This window comes from Paenibacillus sp. S28, from assembly GCF_016624415.1.
Taxonomy (GTDB): domain Bacteria; phylum Bacillota; class Bacilli; order Paenibacillales; family Paenibacillaceae; genus Paenibacillus_AQ; species Paenibacillus_AQ favisporus.
Genome location: NZ_JACVTM010000006.1, coordinates 280,784 through 301,286, shown reverse-complemented (window position 1 = coordinate 301,286; position 20,503 = coordinate 280,784). Strand labels below are relative to the sequence as shown.

The following is a 20,503-nucleotide window of genomic DNA, read 5'->3' as shown; positions in this document are numbered from 1 at the left end:
TGGGCGGAGACCCTTCCCGTGCTACAATGTTACCAGTTCTATAGAAAGAACTACTATACTTTCTGATCTCATAAAAAACGCAAACACACCAACGGCTGAAAGGTAAACGATATGGAATACTTGTATGAAACAAAAGCGGGTAGCTACGAGGACTACGCCAGCGGCAGGGTATTATATAATGCCCCCGGCGTGACCTCCTTCCCGGTGCGGCTCGGAAGCGAAATCGTCCAGCGGTGCTTCGGCATCCTGGAGGAGCGGGGAATTTCCGGCCCTTATACCCTTTACGATCCCTGCTGCGGCGGAGCCTACCTGCTGACCATAACCGGTCTTCTTCACGGATCTAGGGTCCGGCGGATGTATGCCTCGGATGTCGATCCGAACGCCCTGTCCGTCGCGGGCAAAAATTTGGCGCTCCTGACGAAGCAGGGGCTCAGCGAACGGGAGCTTCAGCTGCGGGAGCTGTACGAAAACTACGGCAAACCTTCGCATAAGGAAGCGCTGGAGAGCTTGGCCCGGCTTGAGTCTGCAGTCTCGGGCCTGACTTTGGACGCAAGCGTCGTTTTTCAGGACAATATTACGGAGCCGCATCACCTGGATCACGTCGATCAACCGATTCATCTGGTGCTGACCGACCTTCCTTACGGGGATCTCGTCAGCTGGGAAAGCGGCGACGCCGACCCGGTGTCCGCTTTATTCGAGCATATCTATCCGCTGCTCAGCAGCGAAAGTGCGGTCGTCGCGATGATCGCGGACAAAAGCCAAAAGCTGGGGCACGCCCGTTATAAGCGGCTTCAGCATTTCAAGATCGGCAAGCGGCAGGCGGCGATTTTTGAACCGATCCGGGAAACGAAGGCTTGATGGGCCAGAAATGACCGCAGCCAGTATATAAATGCAGCAAAGGACAGCCCGCCGGCTGTCCTTTTTCTGTTCATTTTTCGCGGGCTGCCTTCAGCCCAAATGCTTGACCATATGATAATACACATGACCGTTAATCATAATATTTTTGTCAGTCTGGTATCCGAGCTTCAGGTACAGCGAATGGGCCTTCGTGTTATCCGTTACAACCGCCATGGCGATTTTAGCGTGTCCGTATGCACTTGCCCGTTCCTCGGCTGCACGAATCAGGGACGTGCCGATCCCCCGTCCGCCATACTCGGGCGAGACCGAAAGCGTGTCGATGTAATATTCGTCGAGGTCCGCTTCCTTATCCAGCTGCAAATCCGGGTTCTGCTTCATGGATCGCAGCCTTGCAAGGATGGGCCGGTCCAGCTCCGCTGCCTGGTCGCCTCCGTATGCCACCACAAGGCCTACAGGCCGTTCATCCAGTTCTTTCACAAGCGTCTGCTTGTAGCTAAGGCGGCCTTCCTCGGCGGCAAAATAGGCTTCAAGCGCGGCCAGCACGGCCTCCTCGCTGTCCTCTCCGGTTAATTGATGCGCAACATCATGCAGCGCATCGTACAGCAGCCGGGCGGCATGATGCGCGTCTTCTCGTTTTGCGGGTCTGATTGTCATAGCTTCCTCCATCATAGCAATACATTGCGTTGGTCTGCCCAGGGAATCCCATTCCCGTGTCAGGCACAATCCCTTCTATTATAGAGTTTCCCACGACGCGGAACAAATTTCCGCAGCCAGCCGCGCAGCCTCCTGCCACGCTACCTCAGTCCGACCACCGGCCCTGCGGTCTGTCCACTCGACGATGCCTTCCCCGGCCCGTTTGCCTACAACAATGCGAAGCGGCAGGCCGATCAAGTCGGCATCCTTGAACTTCACGCCCGGTCGCTCCTCCCGGTCATCGACGAGGCATTCCACGCCCTGCCGTGCAAGCTCCGTGGCAATCTGCTCCACAACCGCCGCCTGATCCGGATCCTGGGCGGAGACGGGAATCAGATGCACAGAATACGGGGCAATGCCGAGCGGCCAGCACATCCCTTGTTCCGCGGGCGATTGCTCGGCCACTGCCGAAAGGAGGCGGGAAACGCCGATGCCATAACAGCCCATGATCATCGTCTGCTCCTTGCCGGCTTCGTCCGTATATCCGGCATCGAGGACGCTGCTGTATTTGGTGCCCAGTTTGAAGACGTGGCCTACTTCGATGCCTTTGGCAAAATGCAGCGTCTCTCCGCAGTTCGGACAGCGGTCCCCCTCCTGTACACTGCGGTAATCGCCAATATGCGCCGGCTGAAAATCCCGGAACGGCACCACGTTCCGCACGTGCGCATGTTCCTCTCCCGCTCCGGCTACCGCGCCGCCGTGCAGCACGGCATCGCGGTCCAAATATACAGGGATATCAAGGCCGACAGGCCCAGCATAACCGTGAGGCGCTCCCGTCACCTTCAGCACCTCCTGCGAGTCGGCGAGTTCAAGCGTCACGCACCCAATCGCTGCGGCCAGCTTATTCTCGTTGACTTCATGATCTCCCCGTACGACGGCAGCGACTGGCTTATCGTCAGCCCTATAAATCATCGTCTTCAAAATATGTGATGAAGGCACCCCAAGGAAGGCGCTCACTTCCTCGATCGTCCTTGTATTCGGCGTGGCGACTTTTTCGATGGCGGGAGCTTGCCGTTCCGCTTCATCCGCCGAACGTTCTTCAGCAGCAGCAGCGGCCTTCTCCAGATTGGCCGCATACCCGCAGGCCAGGCAGCTGAAGATCGTATCCTCGCCGATTTCCGCGGGGGCCATGAACTCATGCGTTTCCCCTTCACCGCCGATGGCTCCCGCCTCCGCTTCCACCATGCTGAACTTCAGGCCGCAGCGGGTGAAGATGCGGCGGTAAGCATCCCGGACCGCTTGATAAGTCCGGTCCAGCTCCTCCCAGCTGCGGTCAAACGAATACGCATCTTTCATCAGGAACTCGCGCCCCCGGAGCAATCCGAAACGCGGACGCCGCTCATCCCGGAACTTCGTCTGGATTTGGTACAGGCGAAGCGGGAGCTTGCGGTACGTATTCACCTCACTCGCGGCAAGCGCCGTGATGACCTCCTCATGCGTCGGTCCGAGCACAAACTCGCGCTCATGCCTGTCCTGCAGGCGGATCAGCTCCGCCCCATAGGCACCGTACCGTCCAGAGCGCTCCCACAGCTCGGTCGGCTGCATGGCCGGCAGGTGCAGCTCCTGGAACCCGGCCTGGTCCATTTCTTCACGGACGATTGTCTCGATCCGGCGCAGCACGCGCCAGCCAAGCGGCAGGTAGCTGTAAATTCCCGCAGCCAGCTGCCGGATAAAGCCCGCCCGGAGCAGCAGCTGGTGGCTTCGCGCTTCCGCTTCGGCAGGAGCCTCGCGCAGCGTTGGAATCAGCAGGGACGTTTGCTTGATAATATAACGGCTCATCGCCGATCAGCCTCCTCGTATCTTTTAATGCAGCACATATTCGTGACAAACTCAAACAAAAAAAACACATCCGTCCTGAAGGGACGAATGTGTTCGTGGTACCACCCTGTATTCAACCGCCGCATGTACGGCAGTCCTTAATTGGCAATATAACGGGATCACCCGGCCATGAATACTCGAACCTGCAGATTCTTTCATCACGGCAGCTACAAGACGGGAAGCTCATTTCCGTGCGCGGAAACCTTTCAGCCAGGGGTTTCTTCTCTGGAAAACGCCGGTTCTCATGAACTGTTGCTCTTGATCATCGCTTTGGAAATTTGACAAACCATGGTTTGTTTTTTCCATACTTTACAGGATGACCAAGACCGATGTCAAGAGCCGGATATCACTTCATTTTCTGCAGGAGCTGCACCCGGTAGGCTTCGCTTTCGAGCGACTGGATCTCTTTGTACTCGGCGTCGGTCAGCACTTTCGGCTCGCCCACCGCCTTCGCGGCGAGGTATACCTTCGCGCTTTCCTCCACCACTTCGGTCCGGTAGTACGCTTCGCGCAGATTTTTCCCGGTCGTCACGAGTCCATGATTTTCGAGCAAAATCGAGTTGTGATCCCCAACTTTCTCCGCGACCGCATTAGCCAGCAGATCGGTCGTCGGCAGCACGTAGGGCACAAAGGCGATGTCGCCGACTAGCGCGGCCTGGTCCGGGAACAGCATCGGCAGCTCCTTCGAGACCAGCGTCAATGCGATGCAGTGGGCCGGATGGGTATGCACGATCGCCTGGATATCCGGATTGACCCGGTAGGCAAACAGATGCATCAGTACCTCTGATGACGGCCGCACCTCTTGATCCAGCACTTTGCCGGAGTCGATCTCCACCCGGATCCACTGCTCCGGCTCAATGTCTTCGAGTGCAAACCCGCTCGGAGACAGCAGCATGATGTTACCCGCTTTCGCGCTGATGTTCCCGCCCGGTCCCACTACCAGCCCTTTGGCTACCGTTTTCCTGGCGTACCGGGTCAACTCTTCCCTGACTTGCTGTTCAAGCTGCACAGTCATTTCTCTCCACTCTCCTTTATAGAGGTTGTACTTATACCGTCTCTTGACGTTTAAAAAGCTTCACGTACTGCTGATAGCGTTCCTCCCACATCGCCGCATCCTCCGGCAGGTAGGTTTCCGGCGGAAAGGATTCAAGAACGACCTGCCGGATCTCGGCAAGGTTTTTCACTTCGCCGTGCGCCAGCGCCTGCATCATCAGATTGCCGATGGCCGTGGCTTCCACCGGTCCGGCAATCACCGGACGGCCGGTGACGTTCGCCGTCAGTTGGCACAGCAGCCGGTTCTGGATGCCGCCGCCGACGATATGAATATGCTCCATCCGCTCTCCGGCGAGCTTCTCGATTTCGTCCAGCGTTTGGCGGTATTGAAGCGCCAGGCTTTCGACAATGCAGCGGACGATGGCCGCGCGGGACTCCGGCACCTTCTGCCCGCTGTCCCGGCAGTATTCCCGGATCCGCTGCGGCATGCCGCCCAGCGGCAGGAAGACGGCGTCGGCAGCGTCGATATAGCTGCCGTTCTCCGGCGCTGACAGCGCCAGCTCAGTCAGCTCGTCGTACGTGAGCGGCGTGCCTTCCAGCGCCCACGTGCGCCGGCACTCCTGCAGCAGCCACAGCCCCATGATGTTCTTGAGCAGCCGGATTTTGCCGCCCGCTCCCCCTTCATTGCTGAAGAGGCTGTCCCGACTGTAGTCGCTGAGCGCCGGCTGATCGAGCTCGATGCCCATCAGCGACCAGGTCCCGGAGCTGATGAAGGCATACGGGGCAGTCCCGGCCGGAACGGACGCCACCGCGGCCGCCGTATCGTGACCCGCCGCGGCGATTACCGCCATGTCCGGCACCTGCAGCTCCTCGCGGATGTCCTGCCGCAGCTGTCCCAGCATCGTTCCCGGCATCACGATCTCCGAGAACAGCGATCCCGGAATGGACAGCGTGTTCAAAATGCCGCTATGCCATGTACGGCTGCGCGGATCGAGCAGTCCGCTCGTGCTCGCGATCGTATATTCATTGGCCATGACGCCAGATAAATAGTAATGGAACAGATCCGGCATCATCAGCATTTTTAGCCCGTCCGCTCCATAGCCGGAGCGGACCTTCTCCTCAGCATACAGCTGATAAATCGTGTTGATCGAGGAGGAGCGGATGCCGGTCAGCCGGAACAATTCTTTTTCCGGAATCGCTGAGAACACTTCCGGCATGACCTGTTCTGTCCGCAGGTCCCGATAATGATAAGGGTTGCCGGCCAGTCTCCCCTTGGCATCCACCAAGCCGTAATCAACGCCCCAGGTGTCCACCGCCACCGATACCGGGGCACCGCCCGCCATCCGCCGGGAAGCGTGAATGCCCTGCTTCAGCTCATGGAACAGCCGCAGAAAATCCCAGTGGAAATGGTCCCCGAGGCGAACCGGTTCGTTATTGAAACGATGCACCTCGCTTACGGTCAGCGTTCGGCCATTGAATGCACCCGTCACGGCGCGTCCGCTGCTTGCCCCGAAATCCACCGCCAGCATGTGTAAGGATTGCGAACCCATTAGCCTCACCTCACCCGTAGAAAATGCTTACTTGTACAGCGGTCCGAAGTTTTGGCAGGCCCGGAAGTCCGCTCCCTCCGGATCGCTTGTTCCGAACAGCCCCCAGGCTCTCGGACGGAATACCTGCTCTTCCGAAACGTTGTGCATGCTCACCGGAATGCGCAGGATCGAAGCCAGTGTGATCAGGTCCGCGCCGATATGGCCGTAGCTGATCGCACCGTGGTTGGCTCCCCAGTGATCCATCACGGAATACACGTCTTTGAACGCTCCCTCGCCCGTCAGGTTCGGGGCAAACCAGGTGGTCGGCCACGTCGGGTCGGTCCGCTGATCCAGCTTGTCATGCACTTCCTCGGGCAGATCGACCGTATATCCTTCGGCAATTTGCAGGACAGGACCAAGCCCTTTGACCAGGTTCAGCCTGGACATCGTTACCGGCATGCCGCCGCGCGTCAAGAAGTCGGACGAGAAGCCGCCCCCGCGGAAATATTCCACTGCCGCCGGGCGCCAGGACGTGGCTTTAAGGCAGTTGTCCGCGTCCTCCTGCGTAATTTCCCAGAACGGCTTCAAGGCAGGCTTGCCGTCCTTCATCTGCTCCCCGGTACCATCCAGCGCCGCCGGTCCGGAGTTAATCAAATGCAAGAGGCCGTTCGCCGCGGCTCCGCCGAGCTCATGACCGGTCACCCGCTTCACCGCATCGGGACTCCAGTATGTACGGACGTCGGCAAAGATTTGGGCGGTATTGGTCAGCAGGTAGCCGAACAGCATCGATACGCCGTTCAGGCTGTCATTTTCGGTGGCCACCAAATAAGGAGCCCGGATGCCGTTCCAGTCGAACGAGGAATTCAGAATCGCTTCATGGAAGTCACCGTTCGGGAAGTGGTCCGTCCACTGCCGCTGTCCCTGGAAGCCGGACACGATCGCGTGATGGCCCATGGCCTCTTCTTCAAAGCCAAGCTCCGCCAGACGCGGATTGCCCACCATCAGGTCGCGAACGATCTGCGTCATTTTGACAACCGTCTCCCAGTCCTTATCCTTCTTCTCGCGCGAAGTCCGGATCGCTTCAGGGTTGTTGTCCGGCCCCTCGTTGCAGTTCTCCTTCACCCAAGCCATGGCCAGCGTGAACTCTTCCGGATCGTAAATTTCCTCTTCGATCCGTCGCGTAATTTCCGACATATCCACGTACTCGTTGCGCATGCCCAAATATTCCTGGAAGAAGTCCGGATCGATCATCGAGCCTGCGATGCCCATCGACACCGAGCCGATGGCCAGGTAGGATTTGCCCTTCATCGTTGCAGCGGCCAGACCGGCTCTGGCAAAACGCAGCAGCTTCTCCTGCACGTCGGCAGGAATCGATGGATCGTTCAGATCCTGCACGTCCCGGCCGTAGATGCCGAACGCTGGAAGTCCTTTCTGCGCATGGGCAGACAATACGGCGGCCAAATAGACCGCTCCCGGTCTTTCCGTACCGTTGAATCCCCATACCGCCTTCGGAATCGAAGGATCCATGTCCATCGTTTCCGTTCCGTAGCACCAGCACGGCGTCACGGTGATGGATACGCCTACGCCGGCTTTGGCAAATTTGTCGGCGCAAGCCGCCGCTTCTGCCACGCCTCCGATGCAGGTGTCGGCAATGACACATTCTACCGGGGAGCCGTCAGGGTAACGAAGCTGTTCGCCCAGAAAAGCAGCGACCGACTTCGCCAGATTCATGGTCATATCCTCCAGGGACTCCCGAACCCCCTTCCGTCTGCCGTCGATCGTCGGCCGGATGCCGATCTTGGGGAACCCGTGCTTCCATCTTTCGTTCTGGTTGGACATCGTTTGTTTCCTCCTCAGCTCTTCTTATGATTTTTCATTGCTTACGATTGGGGTTACCGGTAACCCTAAAATAAAAAAATATACAGCCTTCCAATCCGTCGTTCCTATGAAAAACGTCAATCGGCATGCATTACATGCCGGTCCCGCTGCCTCGTCCGCTCTTTAGATCGTCCTAAGCTCCAGGTACAAAACGCCTTGCATGATTGCTTGAATTGGATCTGCTGCATTGATGCTGGGTCAAATGCTCAAAAAAATGTATAATGAGTTATCGGTAACTTTAAAATAACAATGAAAGCGATTACTGTCAATCCGTATTTTCTTTTATCCGGGCGGTTCTGATAGAATATACAGCAAAGAGGGGTTTACATTGGTAACGATTTACGATATAGCGCAAAAGGCCAACGTCTCGGCCATGACGGTCTCCAAGGTCATCAACAACACCGGGCGGATCAGTGAGGAGACACGCCGCAAAGTCAAAAAAGTGATGGAAGAGCTTAATTACATACCGAATTCAAATGCCCGGAGCCTTGTCCTGCAGCAGACCCAAATTCTGTCCCTGCTCATCACGGACATCACCAACCCGTTCTATACGAGCCTGGCCCGCGGTGCCGAAGACGGTGCCAAACAGTACGGCTACCGCCTTCTGTTCGGCAACAGCGACGAGGATTACGCGAAGGAAAAGGATTATGTCGACATGATCCTGTCCACGCGGGTCGATGGCGTGCTGTTTGCTCCGGCCGGGGACCTGTCGCTGAAAAATCTCGAGAAGTTGCGGGCTCACAACATCCCGTTCGTCATTATGGACCGGGCGGTGCCCGGAATCGAGTCGGATATGATCTGCGGGGACAGCAAGGAAGGCGCCCGGAAGCTTGTCGATTACCTGATCGGGCTGGGCCATCGCCGCATCGCGCTTGTCAACGGTTCCCTGGACGTCTCCACGGCCCGGCTCCGTTATGAGGGATACGCGGAGGCGTTGGCCCTTCAGGGCATCCCGTTGGATGAGACGCTTATCATCCACCAGAACTACCGCGATTACCATGCGGATGATCATCTGGAGCAGCTGCTCGAGCAGCCTTCTCCTCCGACCGCGATTTTTGCGGCCAACAACGTATTGGCGGTCGGTGTCATCCGGGATCTGCGCGAGCGCGGCATCCGGGTGCCGGAGGACATTTCCGTCGTTTGCTTTGACGATCTTGATCTCTCGTCGGCACTGGACCCGTTTCTAACGGTGGCGGCACAGCCGGCTTACCAGTTTGGCGCCATGGGCATCCAGCTGCTGGTGGAGCGGATTCGGGGCAGCTCCGTTCCAGAGTCCCGCAAGGTGATTTTGCCGTCGGAGCTGGTGATCCGCTCGTCTGCCAAACCTATCTAAGTCACAGCAAGAGGTGAGTTTCATTTTACAAAAAAGCATGACCCGGGGGCATTGGTCCAAACGGCTGCTGACGCCCCCTAAAATTCTGGTGTTCGGGTTTCTGATTATGATCGCTGCCGGAACCCTGCTTCTGTCGCTGCCGGCAGCGTCGGCTACCGGCATCTCGATCGGGCCCCTGAACGCGCTGTTCACGGCAACTTCAGCCGCCTGCGTGACCGGCCTTACGGTCGTCGACACGGGAACGGCTTTTTCCGTGTTCGGACAAACCGTCATTCTGCTATTGGTCCAAGTCGGCGGCATCGGCTTCATGACGATGGCGACGCTGATCGCGCTCGTGCTGAACAAGCGGATTTCGCTGAGAGAGCGGCTGGTTTTGCAGGAAGCGCTGAACCACGGCACCATCGACGGCGTAGTCCGGCTGGTCAAGAAGGTTATTCTGTATTCCCTGCTGATCGAAGTAGTAGGGGCACTGCTGCTTGCGGTCCATTATGTCTTCTCCCTTTCCTTGCCGCTGGGCAAGGCGGTCTATTTCGGTGTCTATCACAGCATCTCGCTGTTTAACAACGCCGGATTCGATTTGATGGGAAGCGTGCAGGGACCGTTCAGCGGTATGGCCTCCTTCGTGAGCGATCCGTATATGAATATCGTCCTGATGGCACTTATTTTTCTGGGCGGGATCGGCTTTATCGTGTTGTCAGACCTGCTGGAATACCCGAAGGTCCGCAAAATCTCACTGCACAGCAAGGTTGTGCTCAGCGCGACCGCGGTGCTTGTCTTTGTCGGCGGCCTCGTCATTTTCCTGATGGAGGTCAACAATCCGCGTACGTTGGGTCCGCTTAGTACCGGCGGCAAGATTTGGGCTTCGCTGTTCCAATCGGTGACGACCCGTTCCGGCGGTGTCAATACGGTCGATATCGGCGGCCTTCACCAGTCAACGCAGTTCTTCATGATCCTGTTGATGTTCATCGGCGCGGCGCCCGGCTCGACCGGCGGCGGCATCAAGATTACGACGTTTGTGCTGCTCCTCGGTGCCGTGCATGCGATGATCCGCGGCCGTGAGGATGTCGTCCTGTTCCGCAAACGGATCGCCAAGGACGTGGTGTACAAAGCCATCACGCTGACGCTCCTGTCCATTCTGCTGATCATCCTGTTTGCCATGCTGCTGTCGGTGACGGAAGACCATGATTTTATGTCAATCCTGTTTGAATCGGCTTCGGCCTTCGGCACGACAGGCATCTCCATGGGACTGACCACCGAGCTCGGCCCCTTCGGTAAGGTATGGGTGATCTGCCTGATGTACCTGGGCCGATTGGGTCCGCTTACCCTTGCGTACGCGCTGACCCGGGACAACAAGAAGGAGCCGTACAATCATCCGGAAGGGAAAATCATTATCGGTTAAACCCGTTGTGGGTCTCAGCTTATGCGGGGATTGCAATTTTTTTGAGATGAGGCTGTCGATATGAGTATTGAGCAACAAATGTATGATGAAGTTATTGAACTTATTAGGAAAAGGTATCCGACAGGCTGGGGCGGCGCTGCAGCTGTCCGGCTTATAGACGGAACAATCCTCACCAGCGTGGCTCCCGAAGTCATCAACGACTCCACTCATCTATGTATGGAGACGGGGGCTATATTGGAAGCTCACAAGCTGAACAAGAAAGTAACGCATTCGATCTGCTTGGCACGGGATGACGAGATGTCGCCATACAAAGTACTCTCCCCTTGCGGGATCTGCCAGGAGCGCTTGTTTTATTGGGGACCAGACGTGAAATGCGCCGTCACGATCCCGGGCAGCGAGCTCGTCTTCAAAACGTTGGCGGAAATTCAGCCGTATCACTGGAGCACTGCTTATGACGATCTGAAAGAAAAATGGACGACGTCCTGATGCACTGCCGAATGCCAAAAGAGGCTCCCCTTCATGGGGAGCCTCTTTGTCATACCGCCGACGTCATTACATCAGCTTCTGGATTTCATCCTTCAGCACCTCGGACTGCGGTCCGAACACCACCTGGACGGCGCCTTTGCCGAGCCGCATGACGCCGGAAGCGCCGAGCTGCTTCAGTCCTTGATCGTTGACGACCGACTCGTCTTTGACGACAAGACGCAGACGGGTAATGCATGCATCGATACTTTCGATGTTGTCCGTGCCCCCGATATTTGCGAGCACTCTGGCTGCCTTGCTGTCCGATGCCGCAACGCCCGCATCTGCTGCGCCGCCTTCTATTGCTTCGTCCGCCACCTGAACATCATCCTCCCGACCCGGCGTTTTCAGGTTGAGCTTCACGATCAGCACCCGGAACAGGACGTAGTACACGACCGCGAAGACCAGACCTACCGGAATGAGCAGCAGCGGCTTGGTGGACAGCGGATAGTTGAGCGCATAGTCGATAAAACCGGCCGAGAATCCGAAGCCGAGCTTCACGCCCAGCGCATACATCACGTAACCGGCCACCCCCGCCAGCACTGCATGTATACCATATAGTACAGGAGCGACGAACATGAATGCAAATTCAAGCGGTTCCGTAATCCCTGTCAGGAATGAAGCGACTGCGGCACCGATAAAGATCGAGGCCACCGCCTTGCGCTTCTCCTTCTTGGCGGTATGGATAATGGCGAGCGCCGCTGCCGGCAGGCCGAACATCATAATCGGGAAGAAACCGGTCATGAACATGCCCGCGGATTTATCCCCCGCAAAGAACCGGTACAGGTCGCCGTGAACGACCTTACCTGCCGCGTCGGTATAATCCCCGATCTGGAACCAGACGATCGAGTTGATAATATGGTGCAGGCCGAACGGAACGAGCAGTCGGTTTGCGATCAAATATACCGCACTGCCGATTCCTCCGAGGCTGACGATCCAGCGGCCGAACGTATCCAGCACGTCCTGGACAGGCCCCCAGATGAGGCCGAGAACGATGCCGACGAATACCATCGTGACGGACGTAATAATCGGCACAAAGCGTTTGCCGCCGAAAAATCCGAGCCAGTCCGGCAGCTTGATTTTATGAAAACGGTTGTATAAAAAGGCGGAAATCAGACCGACGATGATGCCTCCGAGAACCCCTGTGTTAAGCTCTGCGCCTTTATCCATAACGGTCGTAAACGCAAGCGGTACTTTAACCAGCACCTTTAAGAGAATAATGTGGCCGATGACGGCAGAGAGCGCAGCGACAGCGTCACCCGTCAATCCGATAGCCACCCCGACGGCAAAGATGAGCGGCAGGTTATCGAAGATCGTCGATCCGCCGGCATCCAGAAACGGTGCAATGTAGTGGTTCAGGAACCATCCCACCTGGTTGCCCAGGTGGAAGTCCTTAATATAGTCGATGTTGCCAAAACGCATCAGAATCGCCGCCGCCGGCAGCGTCGCCACCGGAAGCATCAGCGACTTCCCGATTTTTTGCAGAAATGCTAGCATGTTCTGTCATCCCTTTCTCGTCGAAAGTAGCTTTAGGATTTAAGCGTAACGCTCAGGATTTCGGTCTGTCCGGCGGTTACGGCCCCCAGCTTCGTTTCCATCTGCTCCACTTTGTCTTCGCTGTTCGTGATAATGACTGGCGTGACGGTCGGCAGACCTGCCGTGCGAATCGCCTCGATGTCGAATTCGATCAGCGTTTGTCCCGCCTTCACCTTGTCTCCCGTGTTGACATGGCTTGTAAATCCGCTGCCTTTCAGCCCTACTGTGTTAATGCCGATATGAAACAGGAACTGCAGGCCGTTCTCATGCTCTACAATGACCGCATGCTTGGACTTGATCACGTGAGCCACGACGCCGTCAAACGGAGCGATCAGCTTGCCGTCGGCAGGCTCAATGGCGAGCCCTTTGCCCATATGTCCGCCTGCAAAAGCTTCATCCGGGACCTGATCAAGCGGTACAGCCGTACCTGTAAGCGGGGACGTAATCTCTAGTGTTTGCTGTTTTTTGGATTTCCATTTTGAAAACATGAATATTCCTCCTTGACGAAATCTGCGTGAATCTCCGATCGGTTGTCATCATCCGGGCTATGAAAAAAGGATCTTTTCCATTATGTCCAGGAACAGATGAACTATGTGGGAACCTGGTATATGCTTGCGGTTGGAAGCTGCCTGAGAGCACAACCTTTGAAACGGAAGCGATTTCAAAACGTTGGGAGCTCCCTTCAATGCCACACACTCCTCCCCAAAAGACCAACAAAAAAAGCCAAGAATAGACTCCACGCAGGAATCGATTCTTGGCTCATGCCCAATGTTAAGGTAACACGCCAATTTCAAGTATTCACTTATGTGCCTATATTAAAACAAGATACAGCGATACGTCAATAGCCAATCTATTCAATTTTGTATCCTGGTCGATAAGCTCTTACTCTGAAATGTTACTCAGGCTGTGATTGTGGTTGTAAATGCGGCTGTGACTGCGGCTGCGAAGGCGGCTGTGGCTGTGGCTGCGTCTCCGAACCTTGCTTATTACGGCTGCGAAAATTCCCTACGATCAGCAGCACTGCGGGTATAACGAACCCCGGGAACACCGCCATCATCGGGTAGACGATTCCAGACCATTCCAGCTCCGCCGTGTTGCGAAGAACCCAAAGGGACAATGGCAGCAGCAAAAAGGAAAAGGGAATCACCAAGTTCTTGTAGCTAATCACATCAAAGCACTGCACGGTTGCAATCACGGTACCGTAGAAGCAGATCAGAAGCTTCATGAACGATGTAATCAGCCAAATAATACCCACAATGACCTCTGCACGTTCAAGCACCCGCTCAACCCGGATCTCACGTGCCACGTCATAGACAGCATAAGGGGATCGGGCCGTCATGTCCACGCCAAGCACCATGATCGTGATCAAGCTGAGCAGTGTACCTGAAACCAGGGTACCCACGCTGGTGATATAAAAATATTTTTTTATTTTTTGCTGGTTTTGTACAAACGGGATCAGCATGAGACAGATAACGATTTCTAGCGAGGGAAACCCCAGCAGTGGGTAACCTGCCTTAATCGACGGCATTATCCCTTCAGGAAACATCGGAAACAACTCTCCAGGATGCATTTTAGGAATCAAGAGCAGCGCTGTAATAATAAAAACAGACATCGCCCACGGAAACAAAATTTCCCCTGTTCTTCCAATAACTTCAATCCCTAAAAAGCAGCCGTAAATCGCGGGGATCAAGATCACTACCATATTAACAATCAATGGCGTTTGGGGGAGCACAACCGAGCCGATAAAATTACCGATGTTCCGTATCACATATGCAGTCAAAATCAAAAAATAGAACATGTATACAACGGCTATAGCTGATCCGAACCACTTTCCCGTCAGTAAGCGGCCGTACTGGATAATCGTCTGCTGCGGATACCGAAAGCCAAGTTTCATATAGAGCGTGATGAGACCAAGCTGAATGATTCCGACGATAATGACGCTGAACCAGGCGTCTTGTCCAGCAATGGACACAAGCGTATGCGGCTGAACGAGCGCGGCCGTGCCGATAATATACAAATACATCATCAAAGCAAACTGTTGAGCCGAAATTTTACCCTTATCCATGGATCACCCTGCCCTCCGTCACCCAATTCATGACTGGCTTGGCGAGAGGCCCGAAAACATGGCTCATCACGATCACGAAAGACGGCAGGGGGATGTCTGTGACCAGCAACATATACAGAAACCCTCCGAACAGCAAGATTGTCGTCGAACTCCATAGATCCTTTTTGGACGCCTGCCGGCGGAGCGCAATAAAATTCAGGATCACAGCCACAAAGATTGCTGCAGTAATGATATAATCGGGACCCACGAAAAACACCTCACTTCATATTTTGCAGATAGGATTGATTGCGTACTCCCGTCGAATAGATCTCCACGTCGCTACTTACGACCGTTCGGATTTCAGGGAATAGCGTTTCCCATTCTTTCTTATGAGCCTTCCAGTATGAAGGACTGGCCTTATATACCAGGTTCCCGTAACCCAGCGCATCGCTGTCCAGTTCAAGCTGAAGGGTCGAAATGGTGCCGTTCACCATCTTGATGACCTGCTGCTCGGCTTCTTTTTCCAGCCAGCTGATCGTTTCCTTTTTGTCTACCCTGATTTTGCGGCTGTCCACGTCAAACACGTTCGCCCTTTGTTTGATCCGAACAACGACTTCCGGCTTTCCATGGCTGAACCGGGCTTTCACCGAAGCCTTACTGTGCAGGACCGCGATATGTACCTCTCCTTTCTCAACGGGAATCGGCACGACAAGCCGCTGCACTTTATTTTTGATGATGGCAAGCCCCTTGGAATCGAATGGGTTTAAATAACCCGTTAGCTTCCCATTTTTGAACACGGCCATATTTCCGATTCGCAAATAGCCGTCAGGCGAAATCTTCTCGACATTTTCCTTAGTTCCCGCCTTTTCCGAATCACCGATGAATTCAACGCTCCCGGTAACGGCCATTTCCCCGGGGTCATTCAATTTAAGAATAAAATCCTTCATACTAACGGGATAGGCTGCGCTCGCCCGCTTGTTGTAGCTTTCTAGCGTTTTGTACATCTGCTTGACCGGTAATTTTTCCATATTGGTCAAGGTTTCCAATACTTGGGCCGCTGGTCCGTGTTTCGCGACAAGCAAAGAAAAATCGATCCGGATCTCCGGGTCCCGGTCAATTAAATCGAATAAGCCATCAACCCCTTTCTTCGCCAGATCCTCACCAATAATCATCATTTGGTTGTGGGCGAAGTAAAAGCGGCGCGGCGCGACATTGTCCATATTCTGCAATGCGTCCAGTATAGTCTTGCCCCTTCCGATATATTTCGTCACCGGAATTCCGCTGGTGCCCCCTCCGCCTCCCGGACTGCTCTCCGAAGCCTGGCTTGGCACCACAACCTGCAGAGACACGAGAATGTTATCCGGATTGTCCGGATCTACGTCCAGCCCCATGCCCAAAACGATGGAGAGCTGGTCCAAAAACTTGATATCCCAGCAGCCTGACAGGGGCAGCAAGAGCATCAGACATAAAGTGATATGACAGATTCGTTGAAACATATCATCGCTCTCTCCCTTCATAACTGAATCTCGAATACAGTTTTTTGAATTTCACATGACATCCGGTTATACTTCGTTCGGATCCTGCGTTTGATGCGGCTCATTCTCGTCCCTGTCCGCCTGTTGATTGCCCATCGTGCCTTCCCGGAACCGGACCGGATCATTTCTGCTGATCAGCTTTGGCCGTTTCTTCATATGATCCAGAGGCGCCCGGATCATTGAATCCTTCAGCTCAGAAAGAATAATCGGCGAATAGGGCGTCATATAAGGCACGTTTAGGGACTTTAGGCTGCACAAATGCAGTACCATCATAAGCAGCGTACAGGCAATCCCGTAAATGCCGAATAGCGATGCCGCGATCAGCATAATAAAACGGAGAATCCGTGCGGCAATTCCGATGTTATAAGCCGGGGACACGAAACTCGCAATGGCCGTCAGCGACACGACGATGACGACGACAGGGGATACGATCCCCGCTTCGACCGCAGCCTGCCCCAGAACCAGACCACCGACGATCGAAATGGTGTTCCCGACCGACCGGGGCATCCGCACGCCGGCTTCCCGCAAAACTTCAAATACCGTTTCCATAATAAAGGCTTCGACAAAGGCGGGAAAAGGAACTCCCTCCCGCTGTACCGCCAGCTTCAGCAGCCAAGAGGTCGGAATCATTTCCTGGTGAAATCCGATGATCGCCACATAAAAAGAAGGAAGCAGCAGGCCAATAAGGAACGAGGAGAAGCGCAGGACCCGGATCAAACTGCCAACATCAAACCGGTTGTAGTAATCCTCAGAGGCCTGGAAAAACATGTTGAAGGTAGTCGGAAGGAGCAGCACAAATGGGGTTCCATCCACCAAGATAGCAATGCGGCCTTCCAGAAGGCTGGCGGCGATCACATCAGGACGTTCACTGTGATAGATGGTAGGAAAAATCGTCTTGTTCGTATTTTCGATGAGCTCCTCAATATACCCTGACTCCAGGACACCGTCGATATCAATGACCGAGAGACGCTTCCGGACCTCATCCACATTTTTTTCGTCCACGATGCCGTGAATATACATAATGCCTACGTCGGTCTGCGTGACTCTTCCCAGCTGCATTTCTTCCAGCCACAGATTCGGACTTTTGATCTTCCTTCTGAGCAGCGCCGTGTTGGTGCGAATCGATTCCGTAAAGCCTTCCCGCGGGCCGCGGATGACCGTCTGGGACTCCGGCTCGCTGACGCTCCGCCGTTCTCCCCCTTTGGTGCTGGCGATAACCGCAATGCCAATCCGGTCAATAAAAAGAATCGTATCCCCGGACATCAGATGAATATACAGCTTACTCCACTCGGAGATTTCGTAGATTTCGCCGATGGCTAGCGCCTTCTCCTTGAACAGACGCAAAAATCTCTCGTCCTCTTCCGGCGCTGCACCCGGCTCATTCTCATTGATATCTTCTCTAATCCTGCCCTTTTCCGGGTCTTCGCCTTCTATTCCTTCCCCGGCATTCTGTTCCCGTTCCATCGACTCTTCAAGCTCCGCTTCCGAAGCGAACTGCTTGATCTCATTTAAGACGGATTGGATCGCAAACTCCGAGACCGATGTCGTGTCTACGAGTCCGCCGATATAAACAAAGGCGACTTTCCGGCCTAAATTCCGGGCAACAATTTCGCGGATGACCAGGTCGCTGCTGCCGCCCATGTCCTTGTTTAGCCGGTCCAGATTACTTTTCAAATCACGGTACAGCCTGTCCGGGTACAGCTCTGCCGGATCCGTCCCCACGGATTCCTGATACGGTGAGCCGTTCTTCCCAGCCCGGTTTGAAGGCTGCTGTTGTGTTGAAGCATTGCGGGATTTCTTTTTGCCAACCATCCGGGTCTCCACCTTGTCTATTTATGATGCTTATACTTTCCAAGTCAGGGTAATTTCATCCAAGTCGGTCTCCATGCAAGCACAAAAAAACGCAGGGTTTACACCCTGCGCTGCTTAAAAACGGTAACTACTCTTTTTTCAATTTCTGGAACAGACCCTGCCGCCGGCTTACTAAGCCTTTCTCCAAGGCATAACGCGTCAGCTGAACCCGGTTCTCCAAATGAAGCTTCTGCAATATGTTTTTCAGGTGGTTTTTAACCGTCTGGTCAGAAATCTTGAGCTCGGCGGCAATTTCCTTGTTGGTAAGCCCCGAAGCCACCCAATTTAAAATTTCGCGCTCCCGCGCGGTCAACGTCTCATGATGCTCCGGACTCTTGGGGGCAAGCGGAAATTCCCTTAAAATTTGCGTGGCAAGTTCCCGGCTGAGCGGCGCTTCGTCGCTCATGATGCCCCGTAAATACTCAAGCCATGTCGACGGGGATAAATTTTTGAGCAGATAGCCCTGCGCTCCCTGCTTTAACGCCTCGAACAAATGCGTCACATCGTCCGACACCGTGATCATAACGATTTTGACGTAAGGATACTGCAGCTTGATCTGCCTTGTAGCCTCCAACCCGCCAATGCCCTGCATTTGGATGTCCATCAGGATCAGGTCGGGCATCAATAACTCGGTCATACTTACGGCTTCCTCGCCGCTGTGGGCCATGCCGACCACTTCAAACGCCGGGTCAGCTGACAGGATTTCGGTCACCGCTTCGCGCGCATAAGCGGAGTCATCGGCAACCAGCACTCTGAACGTATTCAATGGTTATGGGCCTCCTTTCTGATCTCCACCCGGCTTCCCCGCTGCATCGGCAGAATCAGCATTTTCCAGCCAAGCTCCTCGGCGCGCTCCTTCATGATCCGAAGGCCGTACCGGTCCTTCAAATGAAATGGATCGGTATGAATCCCCCGCCCGTTGTCATCGACGAAAACCGTCCAGCCCCGGCCGTCCAGCGTACCTTTGATCGTCACCTTGGTGGCATGGGCATGCTTGTGAATGTTCAGCAGCGCTTCCCGGATGCAGGCCAGAAGCTCCACTTTTTCCTTGGCGCTCAAGGCCGCATCCGGAATGGACCATTCGATCCAGGGCTGGATCAGCGTTTCCTTGGCTGTATGTTCGATCCTTGAACGCATCGAAGCCTGATATTCCCGCTTCTCCGGCGATTCTGGATAGCGAAGATTGGCGATCGCCTGCCGTACGTACCGGTTCACCTCATGAACCGATTTGCGCAGCTCCTGGAAGTCCGCCGATTCCCGGGCTCCCCGGCCGCGCGACTCCGCCCTGTCCATCTTGACCGACAGCAGAAACAGGGACTGCGCGATGCCGTCATGCAGTTCCCTGGCAAGCAGATCCCGTTCTTCCAGGGCTGCTTTTTCCGCCCGCTCCCGGTTCAGCTCCTCCTGCACCTGTTCCAGCCTCCGGAACAGCATGCTGAGCAGGGTCATGCTGATAAAGAACAGAAACACCGGCGTAAGAAAATTCCCCACCTTCATCGATATATAAGGCATCAGAAACGCATGCCTCGCATATTCCCATATCCCTACGGCCAGTGTAGGAATAATCAATATCATCGATTTGATTTGTTTATAGGACATGCCTTGATCCGCACCTTCCCCGGGCACTCCCGGCATATTCAAACTTGTCTCTATTGTATCACGGCCCGCCCGGCGTATGTTAGAACGGTTCGTGTCACATACTACGAAGCGAACTTGTCTTTGTTTGGACGTTTGGATGGAAGCATCGACAACGAACAACCGGGAGGACCTTATGCGCACAAGGCTTTATGCAACGCTATCCATGCTGCTTTTGACGATTTCGATGACGGCTGCTCCGGCGGCGGGGGCTTCTCCCGTAAACCAAGGCAGAGAGTACTATGAACAAAGGGGAGACGTCATCTGGGAGATTCCGAACCGGGAAAAGATTATAGCACTGACCTTCGATGACGGGCCGGATCCTGAGGATACGCCGCAGATTCTCGACCTGCTGAAGCAGTATCACGCAAAGGCAACGTTTTTTGTCGTCGGCAAACAGGTTCAGGAGCACCCGGAGCTGGCCAAGCGGCAGGTGGCCGAAGGCCATGAGCTTGCCAACCACACCTTCGACCATATGTATTTTAACCGCCGGAGCTCACCGGAGGTCATCGTGCGGGAGCTGCGGGAAACCCAGGAAGCCATATACCAGGTTACCGGTAAAAAAACCTACCTGTTTCGCCCTCCCGGAGGATATTATAACGACCGTATGATCCAAATTTGCAAGAAGGAGGGTTATCTCGTCGTCATGTGGTCCTGGCATCAGGACACCTGGGACTGGAACCGGCCTGGCGTCGCCAAGATCGTGAACAAGGTGCTGAACAACGCGCGCAACGGCGACATCGTCCTGATGCACGACCACGTGGAGGGCAAGTCCCAAACGGTCGACGCGTTAAAACAAATCCTGCCTGAACTGCAGAAGCGCGGATATCGCTTCGTTACCGTATCGGAGCTGGTAGAGTACAACATTCCTTGAGGGGC

18 protein-coding genes are annotated in these 20,503 nt (G+C 54.9%); 5 read left to right on the top strand and 13 right to left on the bottom strand.

Translation table 11 applies throughout. From position 1 onward, the window contains the following. The first annotated feature begins 111 nt into the window (after positions 1–111). Positions 112–858, top strand: coding sequence for a hypothetical protein (locus tag IAE55_RS17160; protein ID WP_145156860.1), 747 nt, complete (start codon positions 112–114; stop codon positions 856–858). Between the two features lie 90 nt (positions 859–948). On the opposite strand, the gene IAE55_RS17155 is transcribed toward IAE55_RS17160, so the two are convergent. From IAE55_RS17155 to IAE55_RS17135, 5 genes are all read right to left on the bottom strand, one after another. Further along, positions 949–1,512: a GNAT family N-acetyltransferase gene (locus IAE55_RS17155; protein WP_145156859.1), complete on the bottom strand. Its 564-nt coding sequence runs from the start codon at positions 1,510–1,512 to the stop codon at positions 949–951. Positions 1,513–1,590: 78 nt separating this feature from the next. Beyond that, positions 1,591–3,315, bottom strand: coding sequence for a proline--tRNA ligase (locus IAE55_RS17150; protein WP_200633391.1), 1,725 nt, complete (start codon positions 3,313–3,315; stop codon positions 1,591–1,593). 400 nt (positions 3,316–3,715) lie between these two features. After that, a complete protein-coding gene (locus IAE55_RS17145) occupies positions 3,716–4,384 on the bottom strand; it encodes a class II aldolase/adducin family protein (RefSeq protein WP_145021565.1) in 669 nt (222 codons plus the stop codon). Positions 4,385–4,415: 31 nt separating this feature from the next. After that, positions 4,416–5,912, bottom strand: a complete 1,497-nt coding sequence (locus IAE55_RS17140; protein WP_200633327.1) for a rhamnulokinase — start codon at positions 5,910–5,912, stop codon at positions 4,416–4,418. 27 nt (positions 5,913–5,939) lie between these two features. Next, on the bottom strand, positions 5,940–7,730 hold the full coding sequence (locus tag IAE55_RS17135; RefSeq protein WP_145156857.1) for an L-fucose isomerase: 1,791 nt from the start codon (positions 7,728–7,730) through the stop codon (positions 5,940–5,942). 367 nt (positions 7,731–8,097) lie between these two features. On the opposite strand from IAE55_RS17135, the gene IAE55_RS17130 reads away from it, so the two are divergent. The 3 genes from IAE55_RS17130 to IAE55_RS17120 are packed head-to-tail and all read left to right on the top strand — an operon-like array spanning position 8,098 to position 10,987. Beyond that, positions 8,098–9,102 carry a LacI family DNA-binding transcriptional regulator gene (locus IAE55_RS17130; RefSeq protein ID WP_076167698.1) on the top strand — a complete coding sequence of 335 codons (1,005 nt, stop codon included), beginning with the start codon at positions 8,098–8,100 and terminating at the stop codon, positions 9,100–9,102. Positions 9,103–9,139: 37 nt separating this feature from the next. Further along, complete coding sequence (locus tag IAE55_RS17125; protein WP_200633390.1) at positions 9,140–10,501, top strand: TrkH family potassium uptake protein; 1,362 nt, start codon at positions 9,140–9,142, stop codon at positions 10,499–10,501. A gap of 60 nt (positions 10,502–10,561) precedes the next feature. Further along, positions 10,562–10,987 (top strand): cytidine deaminase, encoded by a 426-nt coding sequence (locus IAE55_RS17120; RefSeq protein WP_105443516.1) that lies wholly within the window; start codon positions 10,562–10,564, stop codon positions 10,985–10,987. 66 nt (positions 10,988–11,053) lie between these two features. On the opposite strand, the gene nagE is transcribed toward IAE55_RS17120, so the two are convergent. The 8 genes from nagE to IAE55_RS17080 all read right to left on the bottom strand — a co-directional run bounded on the left by nagE (position 11,054) and on the right by IAE55_RS17080 (position 19,588). Further along, the gene (gene nagE, locus IAE55_RS17115; RefSeq protein ID WP_145021583.1) at positions 11,054–12,520 is read right to left on the bottom strand and encodes an N-acetylglucosamine-specific PTS transporter subunit IIBC; all 1,467 of its coding nucleotides are present in this window, start codon (positions 12,518–12,520) and stop codon (positions 11,054–11,056) included. A 32-nt stretch (positions 12,521–12,552) separates the two neighbouring features. Further along, positions 12,553–13,047 (bottom strand): PTS sugar transporter subunit IIA, encoded by a 495-nt coding sequence (locus IAE55_RS17110; protein ID WP_145021585.1) that lies wholly within the window; start codon positions 13,045–13,047, stop codon positions 12,553–12,555. A 407-nt stretch (positions 13,048–13,454) separates the two neighbouring features. Beyond that, on the bottom strand, positions 13,455–14,624 hold the full coding sequence (locus tag IAE55_RS17105) for a GerAB/ArcD/ProY family transporter (protein WP_200633326.1): 1,170 nt from the start codon (positions 14,622–14,624) through the stop codon (positions 13,455–13,457). Then, positions 14,617–14,871, bottom strand: coding sequence for a hypothetical protein (locus IAE55_RS17100; RefSeq protein ID WP_145021590.1), 255 nt, complete (start codon positions 14,869–14,871; stop codon positions 14,617–14,619). Before IAE55_RS17100 ends, IAE55_RS17105 begins: the two co-directional genes overlap by 8 nt. Before the next feature lie 10 nt (positions 14,872–14,881). Then, complete coding sequence (locus tag IAE55_RS17095) at positions 14,882–16,099, bottom strand: Ger(x)C family spore germination protein (protein WP_200633325.1); 1,218 nt, start codon at positions 16,097–16,099, stop codon at positions 14,882–14,884. Positions 16,100–16,165: 66 nt separating this feature from the next. Then, positions 16,166–17,950 (bottom strand): spore germination protein, encoded by a 1,785-nt coding sequence (locus tag IAE55_RS17090; protein ID WP_234489615.1) that lies wholly within the window; start codon positions 17,948–17,950, stop codon positions 16,166–16,168. 127 nt (positions 17,951–18,077) lie between these two features. Continuing rightward, positions 18,078–18,755, bottom strand: coding sequence for a response regulator (locus IAE55_RS17085; protein ID WP_200633324.1), 678 nt, complete (start codon positions 18,753–18,755; stop codon positions 18,078–18,080). Then, positions 18,752–19,588 (bottom strand): sensor histidine kinase, encoded by an 837-nt coding sequence (locus IAE55_RS17080; RefSeq protein WP_200633323.1) that lies wholly within the window; start codon positions 19,586–19,588, stop codon positions 18,752–18,754. The genes IAE55_RS17085 and IAE55_RS17080 overlap by 4 nt, the downstream gene beginning before the upstream one ends. A 172-nt stretch (positions 19,589–19,760) precedes the next feature. Here IAE55_RS17080 and IAE55_RS17075 point away from each other — a divergent pair, with 172 nt between their 5' ends. Then, a complete protein-coding gene (locus IAE55_RS17075; protein ID WP_145021597.1) occupies positions 19,761–20,498 on the top strand; it encodes a polysaccharide deacetylase family protein in 738 nt (245 codons plus the stop codon). The last annotated feature ends 5 nt before the right edge of the window (positions 20,499–20,503 follow it).

Bases quoted from the DNA above. Each gene is read 5' to 3' on its own strand.
- IAE55_RS17160 (WP_145156860.1), top strand. From the start codon at position 112: ATGGAATACTTGTATGAAACAAAAGCGGGTAGCTACGAGGACTACGCC.
- IAE55_RS17155 (WP_145156859.1), bottom strand. From the start codon at position 1,512: ATGACAATCAGACCCGCAAAACGAGAAGACGCGCATCATGCCGCCCGG.
- IAE55_RS17145 (WP_145021565.1), bottom strand. From the start codon at position 4,384: ATGACTGTGCAGCTTGAACAGCAAGTCAGGGAAGAGTTGACCCGGTAC.
- IAE55_RS17140 (WP_200633327.1), bottom strand. From the start codon at position 5,912: ATGGGTTCGCAATCCTTACACATGCTGGCGGTGGATTTCGGGGCAAGC.
- IAE55_RS17135 (WP_145156857.1), bottom strand. From the start codon at position 7,730: ATGTCCAACCAGAACGAAAGATGGAAGCACGGGTTCCCCAAGATCGGC.
- IAE55_RS17125 (WP_200633390.1), top strand. From the start codon at position 9,140: ATGACCCGGGGGCATTGGTCCAAACGGCTGCTGACGCCCCCTAAAATT.
- IAE55_RS17120 (WP_105443516.1), top strand. From the start codon at position 10,562: ATGAGTATTGAGCAACAAATGTATGATGAAGTTATTGAACTTATTAGG.
- nagE (WP_145021583.1), bottom strand. From the start codon at position 12,520: ATGCTAGCATTTCTGCAAAAAATCGGGAAGTCGCTGATGCTTCCGGTG.
- IAE55_RS17110 (WP_145021585.1), bottom strand. From the start codon at position 13,047: ATGTTTTCAAAATGGAAATCCAAAAAACAGCAAACACTAGAGATTACG.
- IAE55_RS17105 (WP_200633326.1), bottom strand. From the start codon at position 14,624: ATGGATAAGGGTAAAATTTCGGCTCAACAGTTTGCTTTGATGATGTAT.
- IAE55_RS17095 (WP_200633325.1), bottom strand. From the start codon at position 16,099: ATGTTTCAACGAATCTGTCATATCACTTTATGTCTGATGCTCTTGCTG.
- IAE55_RS17090 (WP_234489615.1), bottom strand. From the start codon at position 17,950: ATGGTTGGCAAAAAGAAATCCCGCAATGCTTCAACACAACAGCAGCCT.
- IAE55_RS17080 (WP_200633323.1), bottom strand. From the start codon at position 19,588: ATGTCCTATAAACAAATCAAATCGATGATATTGATTATTCCTACACTG.
- IAE55_RS17075 (WP_145021597.1), top strand. From the start codon at position 19,761: ATGCGCACAAGGCTTTATGCAACGCTATCCATGCTGCTTTTGACGATT.